This is a genomic window from Bacillus niameyensis, assembly GCF_001375535.1.
Lineage (GTDB): Bacteria > Bacillota > Bacilli > Bacillales > Bacillaceae_C > Lederbergia > Lederbergia niameyensis.
In genome coordinates this window covers 361,851-376,634 of record NZ_LN831197.1, presented here as the reverse complement: position 1 = coordinate 376,634, position 14,784 = coordinate 361,851, and the positions used below count along the sequence as shown (strand labels likewise).

Genomic DNA, 14,784 nt, shown 5'->3' with positions numbered 1-14,784 from the left:
TATTATCGAGAATGATGACAAACTTGTAAAGGTTTAGATAATTTTTTTATCTAAAAATGTCAAACTTATAAGAAAATCAGTGGCAACTGTTTAGCGTTGTACAAGACTTTTAAGCTTCTAGGTATAGGAAGCACGTGAAGTTGAGTTATCAAAAAAGGTTGCTAAGCGCTGATCTTACGCAGTCACGAATAACAGCAAAGCTGTCCTAATTCTGCACAGTTTGCAGAATTAGGACAGCCTCCAATTGTAATTAAAACTTCATCAAAGATAGAGTGTCATAACCTCCAAGCTTCTCTTTACCATCGAGATAAGACAATTCAATCAGAAATGCAATTCCTGCAACAACGCCACCTAATTTTTCTACAAGTTCTATCGTTGCAAGAATGGTACCGCCAGTTGCAAGTAAATCGTCCGTAATTAAGACCCTTTGACCTGGTTTTATTGCATCTTTATGAATCGTTAAAGCATCTTGCCCGTACTCTTTCCCATAACTGGCTTTGATTGTTTCTCTTGGTAGTTTACCTTCTTTTCTAACTGGCGCAAAACCAACCCCTAACGCATAGGAAACAGGACAACCGATAATAAATCCTCGAGCTTCAGGACCTACAACAAGGTCTATTTGCTTCTCTTCCGCATACTTCACGATTTGATCGGTGGCATACCGATAGGCTTCACCGTTATCCATTAAGGTCGTAATATCTTTAAAAAGCACACCTTCATTTGGCCAATCTGGGACGATAGTTATAAATTGTTTTAAATCCATGCTCTTACTTCCTCCTCATACGGCTTACCTAGTGCAAGTCGTTCATGAAACCATTGTTTTAATTGAGTATAAGATGAATACAAAAGTTCTTTTTCTAACATTATTTGCTGCTGTTTTCTTTGGTAAGTAGGAGAATCTCCCAAATCCTTTTTTAATTTCTGTTGATTCATTCGAATCAAACCGTCTTCCATTGTAACAAAGTCTAGTTCAAAAAACACTTGAGACATAAACTGAATTGTTTCTTTTGACCATCCACGATGTTTCGCAAGTTCTAAACCATATCTTTTAAGATCGAAGCTCTGTCTTTTTAATAAAAAGGCATAGTACCATTTGAAATGATCTCTTGTCGGAATAGTAGAGAAGAAATGATCCTCAGTATGAAAGAAATGGGCGTAAATTCTTGAAGGAAATTTATTACCTACTAGTTTTCCTAACCATTCAAGACTAGGTGGTATATCAAAAAGTACAATATTTTTTCTATCAATGGGAAATTTCTCAGCACTCGTCAGATCAGTTATAAGGTTGCTTTCTAACTTCCTTCCGAATTCATTATAATGCTTTTCGGAAAAAAAGATGAATAAAGTGTCCTTTTTTGATATTTCCTGTATCCACTGATCAATCTGACGATTTCCTCGCAAATCAAAAAGTTGCCACTCTTTTACAGCCATGTCCCTAATAAAAATTTGTGGTTTTTGACGATTATTCCACTCATTAATAGCTAATTCACCAATGACTGCTGCCTTAGATCCTGGGGAGAGATCGTCTGCTAAATTCCCCAGATTAAATCCGACACCATCTAAAAAATGTCCTTGTCCCTCAAATAATATCTTAAGATGATTTTTGTTTGCTCCAATTTTTTTTATATCAGTTGTTATTGCATTCTCTATTAAAATTGTTGGTTTTGGATTATTCATACCATAGGGAGCTAGCATGTTTAATTGACTAATCGAGTCAATGTCAATATCTTCAATATTAATAGAAGCATCTAATTCTGTTATCGGAATAAAATCTTCACTGCTTAATTGTTGAGATGCAGCTTCATTTAATCGATTACGTAGTTCATCAACATTCTCTATCGACAACGTCATCCCTGCAGCCATTGTATGTCCACCAAAATGCGGTAAAATATCCCGACAAGTTGATAGATTTTTAAATAAATCAAAACCTGCTATACTTCTCGCTGATCCTTTCGCTAATCCTGTCTGTGGATCATAACTTAGAACTATAGTGGGGCGGTAAAACTTTTCGACTAATCGTGAGGCTACAATTCCGATTACTCCTGGGTTCCACCCTTCCTTACCAATAACAATTACATGAGAATCATTTATTGAGTAATCCTTTTCCACCACGTCAATTGCTTCATTTGCTATTTCTGCCACAATTTGCTGCCTCTGCTTATTTAACGAATCAATTTCTTCAGCAAGCATCATTGCTTCCTCTGGATCATGTGTCATTAATAAGTCAGCAGCAGGACCAGCATGGTCTAATCTGCCAACAGCATTTAATCTAGGTGCAATTGCGAATCCAACTGTTTCTTCATTAATTTCCGAAAGCTTAATAGAGGCAATTTTACATAGTTCTAGCAGTCCAGGACGAGTAGTTTTCACAAGCTGATTTAGTCCTTTTTTTACAAGAAGTCGGTTTTCACCTTGGAGTGGGACTAGATCAGCGATGGTTCCGACTGCGACTAAATCAAGTAAGTGTTCCGGTAAATCACCATTTAATGCGTGTGCAAGTTTAAATGCCACGCCAACCCCTGCTAAGTCTGAAAAAGGATAAGTAGAGCCTGGGATTTTCGGATGAATGATTGAAAATGCATCAGGTAGTTCTGCCCCTGCTTCATGATGATCCGTAATAATTAAATCGATCTCAAGTTCTTTAGCAAGTTTAGCTTCAGAAATCGCAGAAATTCCTGTATCTACTGTAATAATTAGCTGAATTCCTTCTAATTTCGCCTTTCGAAAAGCCCCCTCATTCGGCCCATATCCTTCTGTAAAGCGGTTTGGTATGTAATACTCTACATTAGCTCCAAGCCCACGCAGTGTTTCCATTATGACTGACGTACTTGTTACACCGTCTGCATCATAATCACCAAAGACTAGTATCGATTCCTGATGATCGATTGCAGTTCTAATTCTATTCACTGTTTTTTCCATATCATTAAATAAAAAAGGATTATGGACATCCATTTTTTCTGTATACAAAAATTCATACGCTTGGTCAACCGTATGAATACCACGATTAAGTAATAAAATTGCGACGAGCGGGTCAATTTTCAGGCTGTCAGCTAAATGACTTGCGGCCTCTTTACTAGATTCTTGAACAATCCAGCGTTTTTTTGGAAATAACATCTGATCACCTCTTTAGACTAACTTATTATACATAAGCGCCTATTTCGTTTCAATCGTCAGGCTTTTGAATATCAGCGGGATTTATATGAACAAAAACATCATGAACATCAGGATGGGCTATTAATTTTTCTTTTACCTTTTTTCCAATTTTATGCCCTTCCTCAACTGTAATATAAGGGTCAACAGAAATTTTCAAGTCAATAATGACATAATATCCATGTTCTCTTGCAAGTAATTCCCCTATTGCTCTTACTTCAGGTACAGAAGAAACAATCTCTCGAAAAACGACGGTATCTTCCTTATGAAGGACATGATCTAATGCGTTATGAATGGATTTTGCTCCTAGACTCCATGCCATAATTAACACAAGAATGGAAACAACTACTCCTGCAAAGGGATCGCCGTACTCAAGCCAAGCTATATTACTTTTTCTGCCAATAATCGAGGCAAGAATTCCAACTAGGGCTGCTAAAGATGAATATACATCTGATCGGTGTTCGTAGGCATTAACAATTAACGCATCACTTTTAAGCTTTTTTCCTAACCGAAATTTATATTGAAAAAGTGCCTCTTTGACGATGATAGAAAAAATGACAACATAAACAGCTATGCTTTTAGGTGTCTCTAACGGCGCGAAGAATGACTCAATAGAAGACTTTCCAATTTGGATTCCAGCTAAAAAAAGAACAACAGCAACAATAATGGCAGCGATAGATTCCGCTTTTCCGTGTCCATAAGGGTGATCTTCATCAGGCGGTCTCTTTGCAGCCCGTAGTCCGATGAATACAGCTAATGATCCAGCAATATCTGACGCTGAGTGAACAGCATCTGCAATTAATGCCTTACTATGAGCCATTACGCCTGCAATACCTTTAAGTACAGTTAAAAGAATATTAACGCCTATTCCTAGCCATGCTGCAAATTCCGCTTGTTTAAAACGATCAGTTTCATTCATCATGCGTACTCCTCTATGGTTGAACTTCCTCAACTGAATTAATTACTTAGAAAAGGAAAACCGCAGATATCTGCGGTTTCACACTTGAGGTTCATCCGTCCATTTTTTCTTCTCTTTCACTGTATCAATTGGACCTTTTCTTTTAAGTTCTTTCACCTTTAAATCATACCACCATTGTGCAGAAATAAAGATGGACGAATAAGCTCCAGCAATTAGACCGACCAGTAATGCAAGTGAGAAGTTTCTAATCGCTTCACTACCAAATAGTAATAAAGCAATTACTGTAACAACAACAGTTAGAACCGTATTTATCGAACGTGTTAATGTTTGCCTTAATCCCTGATTCACTACATCGGCAATGTCTTCTTCAGATTTCAACCGGCGCTTTGCAGTCATATTTTCTCTAATTCGATCAAAAGTTACAATCGTATCATTAATCGAATAACCTACAATGGTTAAGACTGCAGCAATAAATGTCAAATCCACTTCAAGCCGAGTAATGCTAAACAAAGCAACGATGAAGAAAGCATCATGTAAAAGGGCCATAACAGCCGTAAAGCCCATAGCAAACTCAAATCTTAGCGATACATAAATAATAATTCCCAGAGCGGCTATTAATAATGCATAAACTGCTTTTTTAGCTATTTCCTTACCGACCACTGGTGAAACGGTAATCACATTTGGTTCTGACCCGTATTGCTCTTTAAAGTGGTTTTTCAACTGAGCAACTTCATCCTTATTCAAAGGATCTTTATATCTTGCAACACCAATTTCATTTTTGGCGCCAGATAAAACAATATCCTCGGTTGGGAATCCGATAGATTCCAATTCAGATTGAACTTCTTCTGCTGTTAACGATTTTCCAGCGTCAATTTCAACCCTCGTACCACTGGAGAAGTCAATTCCTAAATTTAATCGAAAAACACCTAGCGCTATGACACCACATACGATTAAAGCTGTAGAAATTACATAAAATTTCTTCCGATGCTTTACGAAATCGAATCGATCAAATGGCGTTGCCAAATCATGTGTTGTTTTATTTTCAGTGAGGCTGTGGATAGAAGAGCGCTTAACGCTGAACCATCCTGGTTTGTCTTTAAAATACCCGCTATTAATTAAAAGCCCTAGTAATAGCCTTGACCCATACACCGCTGTGAGAAAACTCATTAAAATACTAACGATCAACATCGTTGCAAAACCTTTAACAGAGCTTGTCCCGAAATAAAATAAGACGGCTGCCGCTAGTAAAGTTGTTATATTCGCATCGAATATCGCCATAAAAGATGATTTACTGCCTTCCTTAAAGGCTGACGTTAATGATCTTCCAACTTTTAGTTCTTCCTTGATGCGTTCATAGGTAATAATGTTTGCATCTACCGCCATACCAACTCCAAGGATCAGAGCAGCGATTCCTGGCAGAGTTAACACTGCATTCATTAAATTAAAGACAAGCAAAATTAAATAAATGTACACTGAAAGTGTAACGGTTGCTACAATTCCAGGTAAACGATAATAGACGATCATAAATAAGAAAATAATTAAAATACCTATAATTCCAGCTGTAACAGTTTTATCCATCGCTTGCTCTCCGAACTGAGCACCTACAGATGTGGAATAAACTTCTTTTAATTTAACAGGTAATGCACCCGCATTTAGTAGATTAGCTAAGTTTTCGGCTTCTTGAATAGTGAAATTCCCTTCAATGGTTACACCTGTATCGTTAAATACTTGTCTCACATAGGGTGCAGAAAGTAGTTTCGGATTCCCATTTGCTTGCGCAGATTCAAACGAATCGACACCCTCTTCAAAATCAAGCCAAATCGTCAAAATATTATTCGGAGCCATGTTAACAATTTTTTCAGTTACATCTCTAAATTTTTTTCGGTCTTTTAATTCAACTGAGACAATTGGCTCGTTTGTATTTGCTTTAAAAGACTGCTGAGCTGCTCCTTCTACAAGATCTGTACCGTCCAACATAACATTGTTATCAACATCTCTAAATGTTAATGTCGCCTGTGTCCCTAATATTTCTCGAGCCTGATCTTGATCCTCAATACCCGCTAATTGAACCCGAATTCGATCGTCACCCTCAATTTGAATATTAGGCTCACTTACACCGAGTACATTAATCCGCTTATTTAAAGCTTCAGTCGTATGTACGAGCGTTTCTCTATCAATTTTTTGATCTGGATTAACAGCCTCTACTTCATAGAGAACTTCAAAGCCCCCTTGCAGATCTAACCCTAATTTTATATCCTTAATAATCTTATTTGTTGTCGTTCCGCCTAAGCCAGCTAACAGAATGACAATTAGCAGGAAAGCAACAATTCTGCTTCTTTTGACCATTTTATATGTCCCCCTTGTAAGTCAAAGCACTTGCGAAAATAAATGTATTGATTAATTACTGTTCAATCGGTCGAACAACCTATCTCACCTGAAGTAAATATCAACATAATTATTATGAATCAGTTAAAAAAAGCTGTCAATTAATCAATGAATCATATGTCACAATGTATGTATCCATTTTATCGATTTCTTCTATCTGCGTTTCATTTTTTAGGTTCTAATAGTTCCTGTAATTCTTCACTATCTAGCTCAGTAAACCAATTAGGGGATTTATAAGCCTCTACCGTTGCATAGTTCATATACTCGCCAACTTTAACAGAAAGAATATCAGATACAAGCTCATAAACTCGGATTCCTTCTCTATGCTTTCGCCACTTTTTTCTCGTTAAGTACTCCCATAGATTTTGTTTGCTAATTTTCCCATAACCTAAAACTGTAAATTCTTCAGCTTTACTTTCAAGAACAGGTTCGAGCAGATGGTAGTATGAATCGTACGGATGGTTTTTCGTCTCCATCATCAAATCCTCCAGTTAATTAAAGTTGTCATGCTTTGTCCACCTTATTGCATATACTTCATTGTAATCTAAAGGAGTACTTTTGAGAAGGCAGGGACAAATATGTCAAAGTTTCTAAGAGGAACCATGATCTTAATGGCAGCAGGTCTTGTCACCCGACTACTTGGATTTATCAATAGAATTGTTATTGCTCGTGTGATCGGTGCAGAAGGTGTTGGGCTATATATGATGTCATTTCCAACACTTACTTTAGTTATTACCATTACTCAACTAGGCTTACCAGTGGCGATTTCTAAAGCTGTAGCAGAAGCAGAAGCTCAAGGTGATAGAAAAAAGACAAAAAAGATATTAGCTGTTTCTTTAACGGTCACCGGCATACTATCATTCATTTTCACACCAACACTTATGCTATCTTCTTCATTTTTATCGCAAACATTATTCACTGATCCAAGAACTTTTTATCCGCTATTAGCTATTACACCTATTATCCCTGTTGTAGCCATCTCTTCTGTTATTAGAGGTTACTTTCTAGGGAAACAGAATATGAAGCCATCAGCGATTTCTCAAGTGTTAGAACAAATCGTACGGATTGGTTTGATCGCTTTTTGTATTAAATATTTTTTACCATACGGAATTGAATACGCAGCTGCTGCGGCAATGGGTTCTGCTGTTATCGGTGAGCTGGCGTCTCTTATTTATTTGTTTCTCATGTTTAAGGCCAAGAAAAAATTTCCGATTAGGAGGAACTTTTTCGGCGCAGTTAAAGGTGGAAGGACTACATTAAAAGAGCTGATGAAAGTTGCAATACCCACAACTGGGGGTCGAATGATTGGTTCAATTTCTTGGTTTTTAGAACCTATTGTCGTCTCCCACAGTCTCCTTTTAGCCGGAATAGCTGCTGGTATGGCAACAGAGCAATACGGTTTACTCACTGGGTATGCCCTGCCGTTATTAATGCTACCATCCTTTATTACTCATTCTCTCTCTACCTCACTTGTACCTGCTATTAGCGAGGCAAACGCTAATAAAAATATGGCTATGGTTGAGCATCGACTTCAGCAAGCTATGAGGTTTGTTCTAATAACCGGAGGCCTATCTGTAGTCGTACTTTATGTGTTTGCTAAACCATTAATGACATTCCTTTATGGATCACCGCAGGGATATGAATTCATTCAATTTATGGCACCCTTTTGCATTTTTAGTTATTGTCAAGGGCCTCTACAAGCGATGTTACAAGCATTAGACTTGGCAAAATCTGCAATGATAAATAGTTTAATCGGCTCTATCATTAAAATATCTACTATTTTTATTTTTGCCTCCCAGCCACAATATGGAATCAACGGTGTTGCACTTGCAATTGTAGTTGGGATGGTATTAGTAACCATTCTTCATTTTGCTACTGTACTAAAAAAGATTAACTTTACGATTTACTTGAACGTATATGGAAAATTTATAATCGCTACTCTTTTAACAGGAATTGTAGGCACATTATATTACAAACATATTTTAATTAATTATCCAGGTCTTCCTTATTTACTTCTAGGAATCATCATTGTTTCATTAACTTATTTACTTTTCGTTACTGCATTCAAGCTACTGCAAAAAAACGATTTAATTAGAATACCGTGGATTAACCGATTTATAAGATCATAATTATACTATAGGTCATCATAATCAATAAAAAATTTTCCGTCTTGAAAACTACAAAAAGAGATTTTCTTAATATCATGATGACCTCGTTGTTCAAGCTCTTTTAGCAACCATTTCTTATCTTTTTGAATTTCATTCAATCCTTCAAGTTGGATTTCCCCCATCAAAATGAGGGGAATTGTGTACGAAGCTGTTTTGGTTTTTTTATCTTTTTTAATCACTGAAAGATCACCTGATGTTTCTAATATAGCGAACTCTACATCAGAAATATTGGAGATATCTTTAATACGAAGTTGCATAAGTAGGTCGTCAAAATTATAACGTGTTTTTTTCATGACTTTCTCATCTATTTTCCCATTTTTTATGATGAAAGAGGGTTCACCATCGATCAGCGCTCTAACTTTCCGAATCTTTAAAGAAGTAATGGCCATTACTAGCTGAATTGCTAAAAGTAGTAGCATCGGGACAATAGAATGCCACATAGGATCTTTATGCTGCTCAATTGCGGTAACAGCCATTTCACCCATCATAATGAAAACAACAAGATCCAAAACGCTTAGTTCTCCTATTTCCCTTTTTCCCATTATCCTGAAGATGACCAATATGAGGACATAAAAAATAAGCGTACGTCCCGCTATAATAAAAAAAGCACTCACTTAAATACCCTCCTGTTTAATGCTACTTATAATTACTATAACCCAAATAGAGATTTTTAATTTTAAAAGAAACGATTCTAAATTTGGTGTACATGCATAACCATTTACTAAGGTAGATTTCTAATGGTTAGCTGAAGGGAGGCAAAAGGATATCGAAGCTAAAAATTTTGCTGTATCTGTATTTTATGGGGTCATGGTTATATTGCTTTTTGCTATATTTTCAAGCCTCATTTTTTCACTTATTCTTTATTTTACTGAAACTCAGGAGAAATCAATCAGTTTACTCGTCACAATTATTTCTTTCTTTGCCGTATTCGCTGGAGGGTTCATTAGTGGGGGAAAATGTAAACAAAAGGGCTGGATGATTGGAGGAGCAACTGGAATTCTATATACTCTCGTCGTATTGTCCTATCACTATTTAGGGCACAGTTCTTTTTTTTCAGTTGAACAATTTATTTATCATATTTGCTATATCATAACCGCAATGATGGGAGGAATTCTCGGAGTTAATATTGTTAGTGGATCTCCAAATACTAAGTAAATAAAAAAAAGAAGCTGTCAATCTGTCCTTTGACCTGCTTCTTTTTCAATTTGAAAAAATTTTAGCCCTTGTTCGTTGATTCCAATACTTCGCGAATCGCATTTCGATCATATGTAAGTCTGCTTCCATCCCCACATTTGATGACGATTTTCCCTTCATCAATGGCATCGATCATACCGTGTAATCCACCAATGGTAACGATCTTATCCCCTTTTTGCAAGCTGCTTTGCATTGTTTGAACAGCTTTTTGTCGTTTTTGATTCGGTCTAATTAATAGAAAATAGAATAACACGATCATAATAATAAATGGTGATATCCCTATTAATGTTTCCATATTCATATAGGTTCCCTCCTTTACTCTAGGCTTTTATTAGAAATTTTTCGCGTCTTTAGAATTAAATCCATAACGCTCAAAAAATTCTTCTTTGAAGTCTCCAAGACGATCTTCTTTAATCGCTTTTCGGACTTGCTCCATCAATTTTAACAGAAAATGCAAGTTATGGTAAGTCGTAAGTCTAATTCCAAAAGTTTCATCACATTTTATTAAATGACGGATATAAGCCCTTGTGTAATTCCTGCAAGTGTAACAGTCACAATCTTCATCAAGTGGTCGAAAATCCTTTGCAAACTTCGCATTTTTCACGACTAGTCTTCCATGGGAAGTCATGACAGTACCATTGCGGGCAATCCTAGTTGGAAGTACACAGTCAAACATGTCAATGCCACGAATACTCCCATCTATCAAGGAATCAGGAGAGCCTACACCCATTAAATAGCGTGGTTTGTTTGTAGGTAATAAAGGAGTAGTGAACTCTAAGACTCGATTCATAACATCCTTTGGCTCACCTACTGAAAGACCACCAACAGCATAACCAGGAAAATCGAGTGATACAAGATCATTGGCACTTAATTTTCGTAGCTCTTCAAACTCTCCACCTTGCACTATACCAAAAAGACCTTGGTCCTGAGGTCGGTTATGCGCCTTTAAACATCGTTCTGCCCAACGAGAGGTGCGCTCAACTGATTTTTTCATGTATTCATAAGTTGCTGGATATGGAGGGCATTCATCAAAGGCCATCATAATATCCGATCCAAGAGCATTTTGGATCTCCACTGCTTTCTCAGGTGACAAAAATAACTTGTCTCCATTTAAATGGTTTCGAAAATGGACTCCTTCTTCTTCAATTTTACGAAAATCACTTAGTGAAAATACTTGGAATCCACCAGAATCCGTCAAAATAGCTTGATCCCAATTCATAAAAGAATGCAAACCGCCTGCTTCCTTGATAATTTCATGACCAGGCCGTAACCAAAGATGATAGGTATTACTTAAAATAACGCCAGCACCCATCTCTTTCAATTCTTCTGGTGACATTGTTTTTACAGTTGCTAGTGTACCTACTGGCATGAACATCGGTGTTTCATAAGATCCATGGGGAGTATGCAGTATCCCTAACCGTGCTCCAGTCTGTTTACACGTTTTTATAAGCTCATATCGTATGGCAGTCAAAACATCCATTCCTTTCTTTCTACTCAAATAATCAACATTGCATCTCCAAAACTAAAAAAACGATAGCGTTGCTGAACAGCTTCATTATAAGCTTGGAGAACATGTTCTCGACCGGCTAATGCACTAACTAACATGATCAATGTAGACTTTGGAAGATGAAAATTTGTAATCATTCCATTTATCGCCTTGAATTCATAGCCAGGATAAATAAATATATCGGTCCAGCCGCTTCCCGAACGAAATTGCCCGTCATTCTGAGAAGCAATCGTTTCTAACGTTCTTGTCGAAGTAGTTCCAACAGAAATAATTCTTCCACCTCGATGTTTTACTTCGTTAAGTAAAACTGCCGTATCTTCCGTCATTCTATAAAATTCCGAATGCATTTCATGTGTTTCAATATCCTCCACATTTACTGGCCTAAAGGTTCCAAGACCTACATGAAGCGTAATATAGGCAATGTGAATACCTTTACTTTCAATTTCATGTAATAATTCTTCAGTAAAATGAAGGCCTGCTGTTGGGGCTGCCGCTGATCCCGGTTCTTTTGCGTAAACAGTTTGATAGCGATCCTGATCCTCCAGTTGAGTTTTTATGTATGGAGGTAGAGGCATTTTCCCAAGTCTATCAAGTACTTCATAAAAAATCCCCTCATAATGAAACTCAAAAACGCGACCGCCATGATCCATTTCTTTTGTGCAAACAGCTGTTAATTCACCATTTCCAAAAGATATTTTTGTTCCTATTTTAATTCTCTTTGCCGGTTTAACTAGCGTCTCCCATGAAGCATCTTCGTTTAGTTGTTTTAACAGTAAAATTTCAACCTTAGCACCAGTATCGACTTTTATTCCAAATAACCGTGCGGGAAGCACTTTTGTATCATTTAATACAATACAGTCGCCTTCTTGTAAGTAATCTAGTATATGATTAAAACTTTCGTGAAGAATTTCTCCAGTCTTTTTATTCAAGATCATTAATCTACTCGATGTACGATTCTCTAATGGTACTTGGGCTATTAATTCTTCTGGCAATTCAAAATCAAAGCTATCTAGTTTCACAATCTATTTATACCTCCCAATTAAATAAAAAATAGTTGTTAACAATACACTTAAAAGGATAGATGTCATAATTGGGAAATAAACAGTGAAATTTTCCTTTTTCACAATAATGTCTCCAGGTAATTTCCCAATTTTGATAAACTGAGAAATAAATCCGATGAGAAATATGATTCCACCAACGATCATCAAAACCTTTGATATTCCATTCATTTATGAAGATCCTTTATATTAAAGTGTTCGTAAACTAGCTCGGTAACCATTCTTCCGCGTGGTGTCCTTTGCAAAAAGCCAATTTGCATCAAGTATGGTTCATATACATCTTCTATAGTTGTAGCTTCCTCTCCAATACTTGCAGCAATTGTTTCAACTCCAACAGGGCCACCTCGGAATTTCTCGATAATTCCCTTTAACAATTTATGATCTATATTATCAAGTCCTAGACGGTCAACCTGCAATAATTCCAAAGCTTCTTCCGCAAGTTTTAAAGTTATAATACCATCTCCTTTAACTTGAGCAAAATCTCGAACCCTTCGGAGTAAACGATTAGCAATTCTTGGCGTTCCTCGAGAACGACGAGCTATTTCAACTCCTCCGTTCCAATCGATTTGCGTATCTAGTATTTTGGCTGTTCTCATAACGATATCTGTTAATTGTTCTTCACTATAATATTCTAACCGGCACATAACACCAAATCGATCTCGTAATGGTGCAGAAACAGCACCTGCCCTTGTTGTTGCACCAACGAGGGTAAAAGGCGGTAAATCTAAACGAACTGATCTAGATTCCGACCCCTTACCAATGACAATATCGAGACAATAGTCTTCCATAGCAGGATATAAAACTTCTTCGATAGCTCGAGGAAGGCGATGAATTTCATCAATAAATAGAACCTCACCTGGTTGAAGGGAGGTTAGAATCGCAGCAAGATCACCTGGTCTTTCAATAGCAGGACCTGATGTTGTCCGAACATTCACGCCCATTTCATTAGCAATAACAACAGCTAAAGTAGTTTTCCCAAGCCCAGGTGGACCATACAACAGAACATGATCAAGTGTTTCTTTTCTCATTTTCGCTGCTTCAATAAAGATGGCAAGATTGTCTTTTACCTTATCTTGTCCAATATATTGTGATAAGGTCTCCGGACGAAGACTTTGTTCGAAAGAGAGATCATTAATCATGGCTTCCCCTGATAAAACCCTTTCTTCCATTCTTCAACATCCTTTCATCACGATATTAACAATTGTAGTGCCTCTTTCACATACTGGTCTGTCGTGAGATTTCTACCTTTAAGTTTCGGTTCAATTTTTTTCAATTCACGCTCTGAATACCCAAGAGCAACCAAAGCTAAAAAGGCTTCTCCCAATGTTTCTTCTATCTCAACGTTCGAAGATGGTTCTTTTTTCACATCAGTAACTAACTCAAGGGCTGGAATAACATCATCTAATTTTCCTTTTAAATCAAGGATCATTTGCCTAGCCGTTTTCTTTCCGACTCCAGGAAATTTCACTAAAAATTTTTCATCTTCAAACTCAATAGCTGAAATCACTTCATTCGGTCTTCCATAAGCAAGAATAGCTAAAGCACCTTTTGGGCCAATTCCAGAAACTTGAATGAGTTTTTTAAACATGCGTTTTTCTTCAAAAGTTTCAAAACCATAAAGAGCAATCATATCTTCCCGAACATGCTGGTATGTATAAATGATTGTTTCCTTTTCCTTTTTATCTGAAAATACATAGGGATTTGGAGTGAGAATGTGATACCCAATCCCATTATTATCAATGACCACATACTCTGGGTCAATATGATGGATCATTCCTTTAATATAATCGTACACGTTTTTCTCCCCTATTTCTTGGTATCTTTCATTGTACCATAAAAAAGGCTTGCATACTGTATTGAAAAACGTACGTTCTTTCATCATTTTTAGTTCTTTATTCACGAAAATGTTTATAAACTATTTATAAAGGGTAATGATTATTCAACATCAAAAATAACTTCATCTAATGTTTCCGGCAGCTATTATTCTATGAATTCAAATTAAGGAGGAATTTATGTATGAATAAGAACGTTGTTGGGTCATTTTCATCCACTTTTGAAGCTTTAAGGGCCATCAACTCCTTAAAAGAAAAGGGAGTTGATAAAAATCACATTTTGATTATCACCCAGGATAATTATGATCAAAAATTCATTGAGGAAAAATCAGGGGTAGCTGCCGATGATAGCTTTAGGCTTGAGGAGAACAAGAAGGGATTTTGGCGGTCATTATTTTCAAAAAAAGAAGTGAATGCATCGCCATACTCTAATTTCCTAGTAAAATTAGGCGTCGCAGAAGAGGATGCTAAAACATATGCTAACGATGTAGAAAATGGAAAAATCCTCGTACTTGTAGAAGATGGCAGTGACGAAGAAAGACCTGTCATTTAAATACTGCTAGCCCGGCTT

At 36.8% G+C, this 14,784-nt stretch carries 15 protein-coding genes; 3 read left to right on the top strand and 12 right to left on the bottom strand.

Features of this window, described 5'->3' with window-relative positions:
- Positions 1-250: 250 nt before the first annotated feature.
- The 5 genes from BN1243_RS01860 to BN1243_RS01840 form a co-directional block, all read right to left on the bottom strand.
- On the bottom strand, positions 251-763 hold the full coding sequence (locus BN1243_RS01860) for an adenine phosphoribosyltransferase (RefSeq protein WP_062104584.1): 513 nt from the start codon (positions 761-763) through the stop codon (positions 251-253).
- Positions 754-3,114, bottom strand: a complete 2,361-nt coding sequence (gene recJ, locus BN1243_RS01855) for a single-stranded-DNA-specific exonuclease RecJ (protein ID WP_062104583.1) — start codon at positions 3,112-3,114, stop codon at positions 754-756. Before recJ ends, BN1243_RS01860 begins: the two co-directional genes overlap by 10 nt.
- A gap of 49 nt (positions 3,115-3,163) precedes the next feature.
- Positions 3,164-4,069 carry a cation diffusion facilitator family transporter gene (locus BN1243_RS01850; protein WP_062104582.1) on the bottom strand — a complete coding sequence of 302 codons (906 nt, stop codon included), beginning with the start codon at positions 4,067-4,069 and terminating at the stop codon, positions 3,164-3,166.
- A gap of 78 nt (positions 4,070-4,147) precedes the next feature.
- Entirely contained in the window at positions 4,148-6,415 is a 2,268-nt protein-coding gene (gene secDF / locus BN1243_RS01845) for a protein translocase subunit SecDF (protein WP_062104581.1), read from the bottom strand.
- A gap of 203 nt (positions 6,416-6,618) precedes the next feature.
- A complete protein-coding gene (locus BN1243_RS01840) occupies positions 6,619-6,930 on the bottom strand; it encodes a post-transcriptional regulator (RefSeq protein WP_062104580.1) in 312 nt (103 codons plus the stop codon).
- 102 nt (positions 6,931-7,032) lie between these two features.
- Here BN1243_RS01840 and spoVB point away from each other — a divergent pair, with 102 nt between their 5' ends.
- Positions 7,033-8,583, top strand: a complete 1,551-nt coding sequence (spoVB, locus tag BN1243_RS01835; RefSeq protein ID WP_062104579.1) for a stage V sporulation protein B — start codon at positions 7,033-7,035, stop codon at positions 8,581-8,583.
- Between the two features lie 5 nt (positions 8,584-8,588).
- On the opposite strand, the gene BN1243_RS01830 is transcribed toward spoVB, so the two are convergent.
- Positions 8,589-9,236, bottom strand: a complete 648-nt coding sequence (locus tag BN1243_RS01830; protein WP_062104578.1) for a DUF421 domain-containing protein — start codon at positions 9,234-9,236, stop codon at positions 8,589-8,591.
- 151 nt (positions 9,237-9,387) lie between these two features.
- Here BN1243_RS01830 and BN1243_RS01825 point away from each other — a divergent pair, with 151 nt between their 5' ends.
- Complete coding sequence (locus BN1243_RS01825; RefSeq protein ID WP_268258078.1) at positions 9,388-9,777, top strand: TIGR04086 family membrane protein; 390 nt, start codon at positions 9,388-9,390, stop codon at positions 9,775-9,777.
- Between the two features lie 61 nt (positions 9,778-9,838).
- On the opposite strand, the gene yajC is transcribed toward BN1243_RS01825, so the two are convergent.
- Genes yajC through ruvA form a run of 6 tightly spaced genes read right to left on the bottom strand, consistent with a single transcriptional unit; the run spans position 9,839 to position 14,176 of the window.
- Entirely contained in the window at positions 9,839-10,111 is a 273-nt protein-coding gene (gene yajC / locus BN1243_RS01820) for a preprotein translocase subunit YajC (protein WP_062110296.1), read from the bottom strand.
- A gap of 36 nt (positions 10,112-10,147) precedes the next feature.
- The gene (tgt, locus tag BN1243_RS01815; protein WP_195892146.1) at positions 10,148-11,296 is read right to left on the bottom strand and encodes a tRNA guanosine(34) transglycosylase Tgt; all 1,149 of its coding nucleotides are present in this window, start codon (positions 11,294-11,296) and stop codon (positions 10,148-10,150) included.
- Between the two features lie 14 nt (positions 11,297-11,310).
- The gene (gene queA / locus BN1243_RS01810) at positions 11,311-12,342 is read right to left on the bottom strand and encodes a tRNA preQ1(34) S-adenosylmethionine ribosyltransferase-isomerase QueA (protein WP_062104576.1); all 1,032 of its coding nucleotides are present in this window, start codon (positions 12,340-12,342) and stop codon (positions 11,311-11,313) included.
- 3 nt (positions 12,343-12,345) lie between these two features.
- A complete protein-coding gene (locus BN1243_RS01805) occupies positions 12,346-12,552 on the bottom strand; it encodes a DUF2905 domain-containing protein (protein ID WP_062104575.1) in 207 nt (68 codons plus the stop codon).
- On the bottom strand, positions 12,549-13,550 hold the full coding sequence (gene ruvB / locus BN1243_RS01800; RefSeq protein WP_062104574.1) for a Holliday junction branch migration DNA helicase RuvB: 1,002 nt from the start codon (positions 13,548-13,550) through the stop codon (positions 12,549-12,551). Before ruvB ends, BN1243_RS01805 begins: the two co-directional genes overlap by 4 nt.
- A gap of 17 nt (positions 13,551-13,567) precedes the next feature.
- The gene (ruvA, locus tag BN1243_RS01795) at positions 13,568-14,176 is read right to left on the bottom strand and encodes a Holliday junction branch migration protein RuvA (RefSeq protein ID WP_062104573.1); all 609 of its coding nucleotides are present in this window, start codon (positions 14,174-14,176) and stop codon (positions 13,568-13,570) included.
- A 221-nt stretch (positions 14,177-14,397) separates the two neighbouring features.
- Between ruvA and BN1243_RS01790 the strand changes: the two genes are divergently transcribed.
- Positions 14,398-14,766, top strand: coding sequence for a general stress protein (locus BN1243_RS01790; RefSeq protein ID WP_062104572.1), 369 nt, complete (start codon positions 14,398-14,400; stop codon positions 14,764-14,766).
- Positions 14,767-14,784 lie beyond the last annotated feature (18 nt).

What these genes read in the sequence shown, in the direction of transcription:
- yajC (WP_062110296.1), bottom strand. Translation starts at nt 10,111, where the DNA reads ATGGAAACATTAATAGGGATATCACCATTTATTATTATGATCGTGTTA.
- BN1243_RS01840 (WP_062104580.1), bottom strand. Translation starts at nt 6,930, where the DNA reads ATGGAGACGAAAAACCATCCGTACGATTCATACTACCATCTGCTCGAA.
- recJ (WP_062104583.1), bottom strand. Translation starts at nt 3,114, where the DNA reads ATGTTATTTCCAAAAAAACGCTGGATTGTTCAAGAATCTAGTAAAGAG.
- tgt (WP_195892146.1), bottom strand. Translation starts at nt 11,296, where the DNA reads ATGGATGTTTTGACTGCCATACGATATGAGCTTATAAAAACGTGTAAA.
- BN1243_RS01790 (WP_062104572.1), top strand. Translation starts at nt 14,398, where the DNA reads ATGAATAAGAACGTTGTTGGGTCATTTTCATCCACTTTTGAAGCTTTA.
- secDF (WP_062104581.1), bottom strand. Translation starts at nt 6,415, where the DNA reads ATGGTCAAAAGAAGCAGAATTGTTGCTTTCCTGCTAATTGTCATTCTG.
- BN1243_RS01860 (WP_062104584.1), bottom strand. Translation starts at nt 763, where the DNA reads ATGGATTTAAAACAATTTATAACTATCGTCCCAGATTGGCCAAATGAA.
- BN1243_RS01805 (WP_062104575.1), bottom strand. Translation starts at nt 12,552, where the DNA reads ATGAATGGAATATCAAAGGTTTTGATGATCGTTGGTGGAATCATATTT.
- spoVB (WP_062104579.1), top strand. Translation starts at nt 7,033, where the DNA reads ATGTCAAAGTTTCTAAGAGGAACCATGATCTTAATGGCAGCAGGTCTT.
- ruvB (WP_062104574.1), bottom strand. Translation starts at nt 13,550, where the DNA reads ATGGAAGAAAGGGTTTTATCAGGGGAAGCCATGATTAATGATCTCTCT.
- BN1243_RS01850 (WP_062104582.1), bottom strand. Translation starts at nt 4,069, where the DNA reads ATGAATGAAACTGATCGTTTTAAACAAGCGGAATTTGCAGCATGGCTA.